This is a genomic window from Bradyrhizobium sp. i1.15.2 (genome assembly GCF_040548425.1).
Taxonomy (GTDB): domain Bacteria; phylum Pseudomonadota; class Alphaproteobacteria; order Rhizobiales; family Xanthobacteraceae; genus Bradyrhizobium; species Bradyrhizobium canariense.
The window spans coordinates 181163-195247 of record NZ_JBEPRQ010000009.1; the positions used below are offsets into that span (position 1 = coordinate 181163).

A 14085-nucleotide genomic window follows, 5' to 3' on the forward strand; every position below is an offset into this window, starting at 1 on the left:
GATTTGAAGGCTCAAAGGGTCTGGCAATGCTGATTCGCGGCCAAATTGATGGGATTTCGGGGGAGGTGGCTCTGGCCGCCGCCACGATCCCGGCTGCGCTGCTGCCCACCCTCCTGATTGGCGGGCTTCTTCTTACCTGCCCCTGAGGGCCGGCTGGGCGCCATGCGCCTGGGCGCTCAGGGGTTGGTCGAGATCACCGGACACCTCAAGCGCCCAGAAGACTGACGGCGCAAAAGCTCAAAAGGAATTTTCGAAATGGCCTCCGTGAACAAGTCCGAGAAGGACCGCGTCATCATTTTCGACACCACCCTGCGCGACGGCGAGCAGTGCCCCGGCGCCACCATGACCTTCGAGGAGAAGCTCGAGGTCGCCGAGATGCTGGATGATATGGGCGTCGACGTCATCGAGGCCGGCTTCCCCATTACCTCGGAAGGCGACTTCCAGGCGGTCAGCGAGATCGCCCGCCGCTCCAAGAACGCCGTCATCGCCGGTCTGTCGCGCGCCCATCCGGCCGACATCGACCGCTGCGCAGAGGCGGTGAAATTCGCCAAGCGTGGCCGCGTCCACACCGTGATCGCGACTTCGCCGCTGCATATGCGGGTGAAGCTGAACAAGACTCCGGAGCAGGTGCTCGAGACCTCGGTTGCCATGGTCGCGCGCGCCCGCAACCAGATCGATGACGTCGAATGGTCGGCCGAAGACGGCACCCGCAGCGAGATGGACTATCTGTGCCGCATCGTCGAAGCCGTCATCAAGGCCGGCGCCACCACGGTGAACATTCCGGACACTGTCGGCTACACCACGCCCGACGAATACACCCAGTTCATGAAGACGCTGATCGAGCGCGTGCCGAACTCGGACAAGGCGGTGTTCTCCGTGCATTGCCATAATGATCTCGGCATGGCGGTGGCGAACTCGCTGGCCGGCGTCATCGGCGGCGCTCGCCAGGTCGAGTGCACCATCAACGGCATCGGCGAGCGTGCCGGCAACGCCGCGCTGGAAGAGATCGTGATGGCGATCAACGTCCGCAACGACAAATTCCCGTTCTGGAACAAGATCGACACCACGCAGCTGACCCGCGCCTCCAAGGTGGTGTCGGCGGCGACCTCGTTCCCGGTGCAGTACAACAAGGCGATCGTCGGCCGCAACGCGTTCGCGCATGAGAGCGGCATCCATCAGGACGGCGTGCTGAAGGACGCTTCGACCTACGAGATCATGCGGCCCGAGATGGTCGGCCTCAAGCAGTCCTCGCTGGTGCTGGGCAAGCATTCCGGCCGCCACGCCTTCGTGCACAAGCTGGAGGAGATGGGCTACAAGCTCGGGCCGAACCAGCTGGAAGATGCGTTCACGCGGATGAAGGCGCTGGCCGACCGCAAGAAGGACATCTACGACGAGGACATCGAGGCGCTGGTCGACGAGGAGATGGCGGCTTCGCACGACCGCATCAAGCTGACCTCGCTGACCGTGATCGCCGGCACCCATGGCCCGCAGCGCGCGACCATGAAGCTCGACGTCGACGGCCAGATCAAGATCGAGGAGGCTGAGGGCAACGGTCCGGTCGACGCGGTGTTCAACTGCATCAAGCGCCTGGTGCCGCACGAAGCCAAGCTCGAGCTGTACCAGGTCCACGCAGTGACCCAGGGCACCGACGCGCAAGCCGAAGTCTCGGTGCGGCTGTCGCAAGAGGGACGTGCGATGACCGCGCGCGCGGCGGATCCGGATACGCTGGTGGCCTCGGCAAAGGCCTATCTCGGCGCGCTGAACAAGATCGTCATGAAACGCCAGCGCGACACCGTGACGACCGCGGCGGCGAGCTGACGAACGAAGTTCGTCATTCCGGGGCTCGCGAAGCGAGATCCCGGAATCTCGAGATTCCGGGTTAGGTCCTAACGGACCTCCCCGGAATGACTCTGCATGTGGCGGCGAATAGCTGCCCTGCTAAGGGCCAATAGCGGCTCCGCCTTCCAGCCGCTATTGATGCAACCGGTATAGGATCGGCCGCCCGCGCGCCGGGTGGCCCAAACAACAACAGGGAGAGATTATGCGCACCTTCGCGATCGCTGCGTCCATGGCGGTCCTGGCACTTGGCTTGACCGGGCCGGCGTCGGCCCAAGCGCCTATCATCATCAAGTTCAGCCACGTGGTGGCCACCGACACGCCGAAGGGCAAGGCGTCGGAGAAATTCAAGGAGCTCGCCGAGAAGTATACCGGCGGCAAGGTCAAGGTTGAGATCTACCCGAACTCGACGCTCTACAAGGACAAGGAAGAGCTCGAGGCGCTCCAACTCGGCAGCGTGCAGATGCTGGCGCCGTCCAACTCCAAGTTCGGCCCGCTCGGCATCCGCGAGTTCGAGGTATTCGATCTGCCCTACATCCTCCCCGATCTGAAGACGCTGCGGAAGGTGACGGAAGGTCCGCTCGGTGCCAGGTTGCTCAAGCTGCTCGAACCGAAGGGTATCACCGGCCTTGCCTATTGGGACAACGGCTTCAAGGAGATGAGCGCCAACAAGAAGCTGGTGACGCCGGCCGACTATCAGGGCGTCAAGTTCCGCATCCAGTCCTCGCGCGTGCTCCAGGCCCAGTTCAAGGCGCTCGGCTCGCTGCCGCAGGTGATGGCGTTCGGCGAAGTCTACCAGGCGCTCCAGACCGGCGTCGTCGACGGGCAGGAGAACACCTGGTCGAACATCTATACCCAGAAGATGCATGAGGTGCAGAAGTACATCACCGAGAGCAATCACGGCTACATCGGCTACGTCGTGATCGTGAACAAGAAGTTCTGGGACGATCTGCCGGCCGACATCCGCGACCAGCTGACGAAGGCGATGAAGGAAGCGACCGACTTCAACAATACGCAGTCGCAGAAGGAGAACGAGGACGCGCTCGCCGAGATCAGGAAGAGCGGCAAGAGCGAGATCATCAAGCTCACGCCGGAGCAGGATGAGGCGATGCGTAAGGCCATGGAGCCGGTCTACAAGGACGCCGCAGGCCGCATCGGCCAACCGTTGATCGACGAGTTCCAGAAGGAAGCGAAGAGCACGACGAACTGATTTGAACGGACCATGAATGGGGCTTCCGTGCCGGGCGCGGAAGCCCCTTTTGTTGCGAATGATTTCCGATTGCGACTGAACTAAAATTCAGGAGCGTTACATCTTCGAAAGAACGCGCTCCCTGTCCAAGTTGTAAGTTGCGCGTAAGCCGCGCTGCGCCCATCCTCATGGCATCCTTCCAGAGGAGAGTTCGCATGAGGAAATTCACCATCGCCGCCATCGCCGTGCTCAGCATCGCCGGCTCGGGCGCGGTCTATGCCCACTATCATCGCCCGTGGATGCACGAGCACATGCGCCACATCCGCATGAACCCGGAAGACCGCGCCGCCATGGTCGACGCGCGGATCGCCGCCGTCCATGCCGGGCTGAAGCTCAACGCCGATCAGGAGAAGCTGTGGCCGCCGGTCGAGGCCGCCGTGCGCGACTTCGCCAAGCTGCGCATGGACCGCGCGAATGCGCGGATGAATGCCGGTCCCGGCGATGCCGGCAAGGACGCCAATAAGGACGCCAACAAGGATGCCGACAGGCCGGAAGATCCGGTCGCCCGCCTGCGCCAGCGCGCCGAGGACATGGGGGCGACGTCGGCGGCCCTGAAGAAGATCGCCGATGCCGCCGATCCGCTCTACAAGACTCTGGACGAGGGCCAGAAGCGGCGCCTCGCCGTGCTGACCCGCCACCGCGGCCCGTTCGGAGGCGGCGAAGACGGCCCGCGCCGCCACTTCATGGAGCGTGGCATGGACCGCATGATGGAGCGCGGTATGGACCACTTCCACCGTGACCGTTTCGACCGCGACGGCGGCCCGGACGGGGACCGCGAGGGCCGGCTCTGAGCCTGCAAGGGTGGCCCCGCTCAACCCTGGCGAAGCCGCTGGAATCCAGCGGCTTTTCGCTTTTTTGGGGGATGTGGGCACGCCCTTGGCATACCCTTGTCATAGCCTTGGAAAACTTACGTGCCATCGCTTGCCAGACCCGGATCGCTTTGCTAAACGACCGGCCTCGCAAGGCTTTAACCGCCTTTCGGGCGCATAGCTCAGTTGGTAGAGCAGCTGACTCTTAATCAGCGGGTCCCAGGTTCGAGCCCTGGTGCGCCCACCACTCTAAGATATTGGCCCGCAAGGGCTTTTTTAAATTCCTCCGCAGAACAAGCCGGGTCTCGTGCGACGCTTTTGATGGTCGCGCGCCGTGCGACGAGTCGGATAATTAGGACCGAAGCCCCTCCACCTGTAACACGAAATCTACCGGTCTGCGTTCAGCTCTTCATACCTTCCTTCAGCACCTGCAATTCAAGCCTATCGATACCGAAATCGGCGCGAGCCGCATTGCGGGCGCGGCAGTGCTTCACGATGGTCTGCGCGCTTCGGTATGAATGTCCAGTAGAAGGCGCGGAGCTTCGGTTTGCACCTGAAGCGAAGGTCGGTATCGGCTGTTGCGCCTCCCCGATGTGAATCTATCGGGGGCGCTTCGCGACGCTCCCCGGTCCGGTGGTCCGCCGAGGCTTCGGCCCATTTTTCCTGCCACAGGTCAAACAGTGGGTTTTGCTCTACCTACGAACCTCGAGAATGCCATATCCATTAATGAGGGCAAACCTACAATTTTGTACGTTCGCGCGCTTAAGGACGTTGCCGGCGAGTCTCTTTCCGGCGGAGACCCTCGTCAGCTTCTTCAGGTCGAGGCGACATCGGCAAAAACGACGGCTATTTTGTTGAGCCTATATGGCCAAATTGGCGAGAGCACATTAGTGACCTCAACCATTTCCGTGAATCGGCGCCAAGCCGTTGCCTGTAGAATAAGGGCGAGCACCGGCGTCGGAAACCAGCGCCGATCAACGATTTGCTTCTCAGCTCAGCTCAACGCGTGAGCGGCCAATCCGTAGACCCACGGCTCGTTTTCCTTTCGGTTCAGGAATCGCCGTCCCTTGGACATGGTTGTGACCGTCTCGCTTATAGCGAGGCGGCTCTGCTGAAGATAATCAGCAAATAGGCCCGTCTGCTCCCGAGTATCGACGCGGGCGAAACGGCCGGTGAGATCCTTAAGATGCACGGCCGTGAGATGGATCGCGTCATAATCATTGCTGGCGACAATGGGACCGATCACGTGACCACGCCCGAACTCGCGCTTCATGGAGTAGCCGACTGTCTTGCCGTCGCGGCGCAGTACACAGATTGACGCACCTTCCGAAAGCAGAGCAAGCAGCTCCCGGCGGCTCGTGCCGAACGCACGCTCATCCAGCGCTGCAATCTCATTGAGTGTTTCGGCTGACGCCGATCTCAATTCGCCATCCAGAACTGATATCGGTGGAAGGGGTGATACGACCTCTCCCTGCCACTGATACACGACCGCTTCCTTGGTGAAGCCCAGCGACAGATAAAGATGATAGGCAGCATCGGTCGAGTTCAGGGTAAGATTCCGATCCCCACACCGTTCGAATACCTGTTCCATAAGCCATCGGCCGGTACCTTGTGCTTGGGTGCGCGGCGATGTGAGTACCAGGCCGATGGTGGCGAATTCGCGTCCGTGCGGGAACCACATTGCGCTTCCGAAAACGCGCCCGATGCCGTCAACAGCGACGATGCCTTGACCGGCGCGGCGCAGGAAATCCCAGTCCTTTGGCCGATGCGGCCAGCCGACCGCAATCGAGAGCGCGTGGAGCAGCTTCACATCAACGTCTCGAATGTCGCGCGCGACCAATTCGAAGGACTTCAGGCGTACGGATCGTCCCATCTCAGTTCATTCCTTCGCGGAATGCCAAAGTCTATGGCTTGGCGTGCTTTATGAACCTGCTGCCCAGTTGCGACAGCAAACGTGTTTGCCGCAGCATTGCACGGAAGGCCAGCAGGTTTCACCTGTTTTGGTACAAGTGTTCGAAATGTTCGGCATATAGCGCACCGAGATTCGGCAGAGAAAGCTTCTGCTTGCCGCTAGGCTGTAGATGTCCGGCGAGGTCGCTGCGCGCCAACAAGTCATTGAGCATCTCGCCGCGTGACACGAAGGGTCCCTCGATGGGGTTTCTTTTCAATTCCGATGCCGCTCGGGGCGCAATATTCCGCCAGATATTTGCGCGCGAGCTCCCCGATCTGGAATTCTACCAGGGGAGGAAAAGCATCGACCCGGAAAAGGTGCGGTATCTGCTGACCTGGAAAGTGCCGGACGACGTCTCGCGTTATCGCAATTTGGAGGTGCTCTTTTCCATCGGTGCCGGAGTCGACCAGTTCGTGCCCGAGATCATACCCGACCATGTGATGCTGGTGCGTATGGTCGAGGATGGCATCATACGCATGATGCAGGAATACGTCGTGCTCGGCGTGCTGGCGCTCCATCGCGAGATGCTCGCATATCGGGAGCAGCAGAGAAGGGGCAGGTGGCAAGATCTTGTCACCCCACAGGCGACCGAACGCCGCGTGGGTTTCCTGGGCGTTGGGATGCTGGCGCAAGCGGCAATCGATCGCCTCAAGCCCTTTGGATTTCCCCTTGCCGCATGGAGCCGCAGCAAAAATGTGGTCGAGGGCGTCACCTGCTTTCATGGCGACGATCAGCTGGGCAGTTTCCTGAGAGGAACGGATATTCTCGTCTGTCTTCTGCCCCTGACGGAGCAAACCCGCGGCCTCCTGAACTCAAAACTCTTCTCGTTTTTGCCGATGGGAGCGCGACTGCTGCATGTCGGCCGCGGCCCGCAGCTCGACCAGGCCGCACTCATCGAGGCGCTCGACGGCGGCCGCCTTGCAGCAGCTATGCTCGATGTCACCGACCCCGAGCCGCTGCCGGAAGGCCATGCGCTCTGGTCGCACCCGAAGGTGATGATAACTCCGCACATCGCATCCGTGACGCAACCGCATTCGGCGGCACAATCCGTCGTAGAAAACATCCGGCGCCACCGCGCTGGAAAAAATCCGATCGGGCTTGTCGATCGAACACTCGGCTATTAACCAAGGATGATGTCATGTCCCTTCTGATTTCTATCGATCCCGATCCGGACTTCGCACCAAAGAACGCCTTGCCTGTTCCGGAACGGCTCATTTCGGGCAATCCATCCTTCAAGACCTGGGCGCAGGACGCCTCCAAAGCCGAGAAGGTGCTGACCGGCGTCTGGGAAGCAACGCCCGGCGAGACCCATTCCATTAAGGGCACCACTTACGAGTTCTGCCACATCATCTCGGGTCTCATCGAAATTGAGGAAAAGGGTGGTGAGACGAAGACTTACCGCGCCGGCGACAGCTTTGTGATGAAGCCGGGCTTTGTCGGCATCTGGCGCACGATCGAGACCGTGCGAAAGATCTACGTCTGCGCTTATGACTGAGCACAAAGCTCGAAGTGCGCTCCTAATATAGGCGCGCTGCCAGAATAATCGGCTTTTCGAGTCGCGTCTTATGCGATTCAACGCCGCCAGGCGCTTAATTCTCGATGAAAAATGCGGCGTTCGATCCTGTATTGCTCGGATGAGAAGATTCGATCTCACCGATGGCAAATCCAACAGCGTGCTTGTCGAACTCACGTCGAGCAGACTCGCTCGTGGACAAGGAACATGAGCCGATTACGCATCGCTGTGATGGCGGGGTTGGCCCCGAAGGGAAAAGAAGATGATCGCATTGAAGGACAAGGATCTGTTTCGCCAGCAGGCGTTGATCGGCGGCAACTGGCGGGATGCGAACGCGAAATCGACCGTTGATGTCATCGATCCTGCCAGCCAGAACGTCCTTGGCACTATCCCCGACATGGGGCGTGACGAGACTGCGGCTGCAATCAACGCTGCGGCTGATGCGTTCAAACGTTGGAAGAAGACTACTCACGCAGAACGCGCGGCACTTTTGGAGCGTTGGTATGAGCTCATGCGGCAGCATGAGCAGGATCTGGCGCTCTTGCTGACTTTGGAACAGGGCAAACCGCTTGCTGAATCGCTCGGAGAAATCCGCTATGGGGCATCCTTCGTAAAATGGTTTGCGGAAGAGGCTCGCCGGATCAACGGATCGACCATCCCGTCACCTACTGCCGATCGCCGCATTCTGGTGCTGAAAGAGCCGGTCGGCGTCTGCGGGATTATCACGCCCTGGAACTTTCCCAGCGCCATGATCACGCGCAAGGTGGCACCTGCGCTTGCTGCGGGCTGCACCGTGGTCATCAAGCCATCTGAATTTACGCCGTTTTCGGCACTCGCGATCGGCGTACTTGCGGAGCAGGCAGGGATCCCGGCGGGCGTCATTAATATAGTGACTGGCATGCCCGCGGAAATCGGCCAGGAATTGATGGCCAATGAAACTGTTCGCAAGATCTCGTTTACCGGGTCGACTCGCGTCGGCGCATTGCTGATGAAAGGCGCCGCCGACAACATCAAGAAGCTCAGCCTCGAGCTCGGCGGCAACGCGCCGTTCATCGTCTTTGATGATGCCGATCTCGACCGGGCCGTTGAGGGCGCGATTGCGTCGAAGTTTCGTAATGGTGGACAGACCTGCGTTTGCTGCAATCGCATTTTGGTACAATCGGGCATTTACGATGCCTTTGCAGAAAAGCTGGCCAGACGGGTTGCGAAAATGAAGGTCGGGGCCGGCACCGAAGAAGGCGTCGAAATCGGACCAATGATCAATGGCGCGGCGATAGAAAAGATCAAGCGGCACATCACAGACGCTCTGGACAAGGGCGCGAGGATCATCTCGCAGAGCGAATATATGCCGGAAGGTAGGCAATATGCCCGCCCCGTCGTGCTCGGTGAGGCAACGGCTGACATGCTCTTGGCCTCAGAAGAGACGTTCGGACCAGTCGCGCCGCTTTTCCGCTTCAAGACGGAGGACGAAGCGATCGCGATCGCGAACGGCACGCCCTTCGGTCTTGCCGCCTATTTCTATACGGAAAGCCTCAAGCGCTCATGGCGCGTTGCCGAGGCGCTGGAATTCGGCATGGTAGGCCTGAACACCGGCCTGATCTCGACCGAGGTCGCGCCTTTCGGCGGCGTAAAACAATCGGGGCTGGGGCGCGAAGGATCCCAGCTCGGGATAGATGAATATCTCGAGATCAAAACGCTTCATGTCGGCGGATTGGAATAAGGGGACGATTCCTGGTTTCAGGAGAGGAATCGAAGGGTTCTTCGATTTTGCGGCGGACCGCGTCCGCGCGATAAACAGCATGATGCCTCAACAGCGAAGTAACACAATTCTGTCGGATGAGTAGTTCAAACACAGAAAAAGGGGGCGGTTGAACCGCCCCCTTTATTCATCACGCAACAGTCTCTACTGAAATTTTCGAAGGTCTACGTGCCGCGAAAGAGCCCGAAAAGGATACGCCTTCACGCGCTTCTTCGAAGGGGCTCCAAGCCGACTGCGGCGGCGAGCCCGCCGATGTCCGCGACCTCAGTGTATTCATAGAAGGGGTTCGCGGGCTCGTGACCGCGGTTCACCCACACCTTGCTCTTGATGCCCAGGTCGTAGGCCGTCATCAGGTCGTACCGGAAGGACGAGGAGACGTGGGTAATATCTTCCGGGCCGCAGCCCAGCTTGTCGAGCATGTACTCGAAGCCCTTCATGTGCGGCTTGTAGGCGCCGGTCTCCTCGGCCGTGATGATCATGTGGAAGGGCGCGCCGAGCTTTTCGACGTTCGACATGATGAGGTTCTTCATGGAGTTCGACAGGATCACCAGCGGTAACTCCGTGGCGACTTTGGCCAGACCGGCCGGGACGTCGGGATGTGGACCCCATGTGTGGATCTCTTCATTGATGCGCTGGGCATCCTCCGGCCGAAATACGACACCGTTGCGCTTGCACGCGCGCTCTACCGAATTATGCACGACCTCGAAGTATGACTTCCACGCGCCAAGAACCTCGTCCAGGCGATAGGCAGCGAAATCCTTGATGAAACTTGCCATCGTCGTGGCAGAAAGCCGGGAGCCGTAGACTCGCCTTGCCGCACCGGCCATGTCGAAATTCGTCAGCGTGCCATAGCAATCGAAAGTGATATATTTCGGTCGGAACTTGGTCATGACGTGGAATCCTCCAATCTTCTCGGCACCGCGCGCCGGTACGACAAGCATCATAAGGAGCATCTCGTAAGATAAAGCGCCGCTTTCGCTGAAGCCGGAAGCAGATTGTGTCGTACCGGATCGAAGCTTTGGCAGAGAGTTGCGCCAAGCAACCGCTCGCGTTGAGCAGCACCGTCATGCGCCGGGCCTGCTCCGGCATAAGCTGCGGCATCGATCACCAACGAAAGTCAAAACTCCTGCGATCCGGGCGCGGCTTGGGAGGAACTGCCGTCCTGGATATCCTAATCTGCCTTCGGGTTGATATGGAGGACGACATGTTGAGCAATTCGCTGATCGAGCTGGATCGTGCGCATCTGGTTCACCCGGTCTCATCCTATCGCACTCACGAGGCCTTGGGTGTGCGGGTGTTAAGATCGGCGAAGGGCGCGACGCTGACCGACGTCTCGGGCCATCAATTGCTCGACGGCTTCGCCGGCCTGTGGTGTGTCAATGCCGGGTACGGACAAGACAGCATCGTTGATGCAGCCACGAGACAACTGCGCGAACTGCCCTATGCGACGGGCTATTTCGGGTTGGGCTCCGATCCAGCCATCCGGCTGGCCGCCAGGTTGGCCGAATTAGCGCCTGGCGATTTGAACCATGTTTACTTCACGCTGGGTGGCTCCGATGCCGTCGACAGCACGATCCGATTTATTCGGTACTATTATCATGCCAAGGGTACGCCGCAGAAGGATCAGTTCATTTCCGTCGAGCATGGCTACCATGGATCGTCGACGGCAGGGTCCGGCTTGACCGCGATCCCCTCCTTTCATGCGGGCTTTGGGGTACCTTATAGCTGGCAGCACAAAATTCCGTCGCACTATGCCTATCGTAATCCTGTCGGTTCCCATCCTCAGGCTATCATTGCTGCGTCGGTTGCGGCCCTGCGAGCCAAGATCGCCGAACTGGGCGCAGACCGCGTTGCGGCTTTTTACGTCGAGCCAATTCAGGGATCAGGGGGTGTCCTCGTGCCACCGCCGTCTTGGCTGAAAGCCATGCACGCTGTTTGCCGGGAGAACGATATTTTGTTCGTTGCCGATGAGGTCATCACTGGCTTTGGTCGTGTCGGCCCATTTTTCGCATGCGAAGAAGACGACGTCGTGCCGGATTTCATGACCACCGCAAAGGGTCTGACGTCGGGCTATGTGCCGATGGGAGCCGTTTTCATGTCCGACCGCGTCTACAATACGATTGCGGACGGAGCCGGCAGGACGGCGGTCGGCCACGGCTACACCTATTCCGCACATCCCGTCAGTGCAGCGGTCGGACTCGCGTGCCTGGATCTTTACGAAAGCGGCTTGTTGGCAAACGGCCGGAAGGCCGGGCACCGCCTGATGGAGGGCCTTCGCGCGCTTGCAGATCATCCACTTGTCGGCGATGTCCGTGGTCGCGGCATGCTGGCCGCAATCGAGCTCGTCACGGACAAGGAGCGCAAGACGCCCCTGCCGGCGGAAGCCGACGCGGCGCGCCGCATCTTCGACCGCGCATGGGACAACGGTCTCGTCATCCGCGCCTTTGCCCAGGGCGTGCTGGGTTTTGCGCCCCCGCTCTGCTGCACGGATGGGGACATCGACGGCATCATCGAACGAACTCGCATGACGCTCGACCAAACCCTCGAAGACAGCGACGTCCGCGCGGCGATGAAATGATGATCACTGCGCCTGTCATTCCGAGGCCAGCAAAAGCCTGAGCCGTAGCGCGACGCGACGATCTGTCCATGCCCCCCGAGGTGGAGGATTGTTCTTCAGCTATTGAATATGCTTTCGAGAGGCAGATGGGATTTCACGATCGGGGACTTCAGCACGACAAAACTGAAGTATTTGTCGATTCCGATATCCATCTCGACGAGACGTTCCATCAGCGCCTGATATTCGCTGATTCCCGCTGTGATAAACTTCACGAGGTAGTCATATCCGCCCGAAACCAGATGGCATTCGACGACTGAATCTATCTTTTCGATAGTCGTGAGAAAGCGCGCGAAATCGATCTGGCGATGATTTTTGAGCGTGATCTCGGCGAACACAGTCAGAGTTTGTCCGAGCTTGGAGACGTCGATCTGGGCGGAATAGCCGGTGATGAAGCCCTCCGTCTGGAGTCTCTTGACGCGCATCAGGCAGGGGCTCGGGGAAAGGTTTATAAGCTCTGCGAGCTCGACGTTGGAAGTCCGCCCGTTCTTCTGCAGTTCGCATAAAATCCTGATGTCGATCTTATCGAGCTTCATAAGCAATGCCATGAGATGGGAGCCATAGCGGCGTCAAGGCTTTGAGGCTTCAGCGTCATACGCACTGTCATAGCACCAACCAGCTTCCTTTCCCACCGGGCGGCGAGATTGCTTTTCAGAACTCGGCGACCTTGCCCCAGGCACCCGTTTTCAGCCGCTCCGGCCTGTATGGACGCGGGTCGACGATCGGCGCAGTACCCGTAATGATGTCGGCGATTAGGTGCCCCGCGCCGGGGCCAATCCCGAAACCGTGGCCGCTGAACCCTGCCGCGAGGATAAAGCCTGGAATCGCCCCCACCTCACCGATTGCGGGAACGCCATCCGGTGTGCTGTCAATATAACCGGCCCAGACATTGGAGATTGCGACGCGACGGAGTTCAGGCAGCAATTCGCAAGCTCGTTGATGTGTCAGCCGAATCTGCCGCATGTCGGGACGGGGACTAAGTGTCCGGTTCAGCTCCATCGGGGTCGTCTCATCGAGCGCCCACTTCGCCAAGGATTCATGACCTTGGCGCATGCCCTCGAATGCTCCAGGGGCGAGACTGCGCCAGCGTCGCGCGAACATAGGCACGAATTCGCGAGCGAACCTGAATTGCTGCGGCGTTGGATCGACGCGCGCACGCCCGCCGATCGCCGCAGTGTATCCGCCGTTGCTACGTCGCGTAAGCGACACGAGTGCGGTGTGCAGGGCATCAGGCAGGCCGGCTGCGCCAGGAGCCACGGCGAGAATGGACTGGCGCACGGACGCCTGCGGGAAGCGAATGCCGAGCTGGTTGCAGAACGAAGAGGCCCAGGCCCCTCCTGCCATGACCACCGTGTTGGTCCGGATTGTGCCTGTTTCGGTCACTACGCCGCTCACCCGGCCGGCACGGAGCTCTATGCCGCGAGCGGCGCAGTGCTGGTGCACCGTGCCGCCAGCCGTCATGATCGCACGCGCGACCACGGGCACAGCCTTCGAAGGGTCTGCCGTTCCGTCGGTTGGAGAGAATACGCCGCCTTTCCATTTGCGGCCCGTCGCTTTGCCTCTCTCGCTCGCTTCGTTCGTGCTCAACATCTGTGTCGTAACGCCGACCGTCTTTGCAAAATCGCGCCACTTCGCCCAGCCGGTCAGCTCATTTTCGTCATTCGACAGATAGAGAAGCCCGCAGCGGCGGAACCCCGTGTCTTCCCCGGTCTCCTGTGCTACTGTCTCCCAAAGATCGAGACTCTTGGTGGCAATCGGTAGCTCGCGCGCGTCGCGATTCTGTTGACGACACCATCCCCAATTGCGACTGGACTGCTCGGCGGCGACACGCCCCTTTTCGAGCAAGGCGACCTTAACGCCGCGGCGGGCGAGATAGTACGCCGTGAACACGCCCACCACGCCGCCGCCAATGACGACGACGTCAGCCTCTTGAGGCAGAGACGGGCTTGATTCAATATGGATGAGCGGCGCACTCATGAAGCGAGGACTCCCGGCGTTTGACCTATCGTAGCTGAGCATTCGCGGCAGGTGCTCTGCGGGAATTTGTGATTAGACGGAATATTCTGCGGTTTGCCGACTTCTGTTCAAGCTATTATTGTGAGAACACGTCGCTGGCGCCCACCTCATTCGCCAAAGCACCAGGGCATCAAGCTTTGAGCGCGTGCGGCCGTGCCGTGCACAACGATAGTGCGCTTGTGCGTAAAAGACAGGCCGCCTGAGAGTTCTCTCGTCGCGGCGGCAATCTCAATCTAGTCCGGTTCGGTAATTGATCTCCGACGTTTGGCGGCGCAGACTGAAATGCCAGATGGCACTTCGTTTTCAGAACTTCCTGCTGCCCATACGGCGCGTTTCGG

11 protein-coding genes and 1 tRNA gene are annotated in these 14085 nt (G+C 59.9%); 8 read left to right on the top strand and 4 right to left on the bottom strand.

Annotated features, from left to right (window positions below):
• Positions 1-255: 255 nt before the first annotated feature.
• From ABIB80_RS18980 to ABIB80_RS18995, 4 genes are all read left to right on the top strand, one after another.
• Positions 256-1818, top strand: a complete 1563-nt coding sequence (locus ABIB80_RS18980; protein ID WP_354128131.1) for a 2-isopropylmalate synthase — start codon at positions 256-258, stop codon at positions 1816-1818.
• A 223-nt stretch (positions 1819-2041) separates the two neighbouring features.
• Complete coding sequence (locus ABIB80_RS18985; RefSeq protein WP_354128132.1) at positions 2042-3046, top strand: TRAP transporter substrate-binding protein; 1005 nt, start codon at positions 2042-2044, stop codon at positions 3044-3046.
• Between the two features lie 194 nt (positions 3047-3240).
• Positions 3241-3876, top strand: coding sequence for a Spy/CpxP family protein refolding chaperone (locus ABIB80_RS18990; protein WP_219684611.1), 636 nt, complete (start codon positions 3241-3243; stop codon positions 3874-3876).
• Between the two features lie 189 nt (positions 3877-4065).
• Positions 4066-4141, top strand: a tRNA-Lys gene (locus tag ABIB80_RS18995).
• A gap of 747 nt (positions 4142-4888) precedes the next feature.
• On the opposite strand, the gene ABIB80_RS19000 is transcribed toward ABIB80_RS18995, so the two are convergent.
• Entirely contained in the window at positions 4889-5767 is an 879-nt protein-coding gene (locus tag ABIB80_RS19000) for a GNAT family N-acetyltransferase (RefSeq protein ID WP_007601115.1), read from the bottom strand.
• A gap of 278 nt (positions 5768-6045) precedes the next feature.
• Between ABIB80_RS19000 and ABIB80_RS19005 the strand changes: the two genes are divergently transcribed.
• From ABIB80_RS19005 to ABIB80_RS19015, 3 genes are all read left to right on the top strand, one after another.
• Positions 6046-6969: a 2-hydroxyacid dehydrogenase gene (locus ABIB80_RS19005; RefSeq protein WP_007601116.1), complete on the top strand. Its 924-nt coding sequence runs from the start codon at positions 6046-6048 to the stop codon at positions 6967-6969.
• A 14-nt stretch (positions 6970-6983) separates the two neighbouring features.
• Entirely contained in the window at positions 6984-7340 is a 357-nt protein-coding gene (locus ABIB80_RS19010) for a cupin domain-containing protein (RefSeq protein ID WP_007601117.1), read from the top strand.
• 280 nt (positions 7341-7620) lie between these two features.
• Positions 7621-9078 carry an NAD-dependent succinate-semialdehyde dehydrogenase gene (locus tag ABIB80_RS19015; protein ID WP_007601118.1) on the top strand — a complete coding sequence of 486 codons (1458 nt, stop codon included), beginning with the start codon at positions 7621-7623 and terminating at the stop codon, positions 9076-9078.
• A gap of 239 nt (positions 9079-9317) precedes the next feature.
• Here ABIB80_RS19015 and ABIB80_RS19020 read toward each other — a convergent pair whose 3' ends face one another.
• Positions 9318-10007, bottom strand: a complete 690-nt coding sequence (locus tag ABIB80_RS19020; protein ID WP_007601119.1) for a haloacid dehalogenase type II — start codon at positions 10005-10007, stop codon at positions 9318-9320.
• A gap of 314 nt (positions 10008-10321) precedes the next feature.
• On the opposite strand from ABIB80_RS19020, the gene ABIB80_RS19025 reads away from it, so the two are divergent.
• Positions 10322-11695, top strand: coding sequence for an aspartate aminotransferase family protein (locus ABIB80_RS19025; RefSeq protein WP_007601121.1), 1374 nt, complete (start codon positions 10322-10324; stop codon positions 11693-11695).
• A 95-nt stretch (positions 11696-11790) separates the two neighbouring features.
• Here the strand turns inward: ABIB80_RS19025 and ABIB80_RS19030 are convergent, their stop codons facing one another.
• Positions 11791-12267: an Lrp/AsnC family transcriptional regulator gene (locus tag ABIB80_RS19030; RefSeq protein WP_018453188.1), complete on the bottom strand. Its 477-nt coding sequence runs from the start codon at positions 12265-12267 to the stop codon at positions 11791-11793.
• Positions 12268-12382: 115 nt separating this feature from the next.
• Positions 12383-13708 (bottom strand): NAD(P)/FAD-dependent oxidoreductase, encoded by a 1326-nt coding sequence (locus ABIB80_RS19035; protein ID WP_007601123.1) that lies wholly within the window; start codon positions 13706-13708, stop codon positions 12383-12385.
• Positions 13709-14085: the final 377 nt, after the last annotated feature.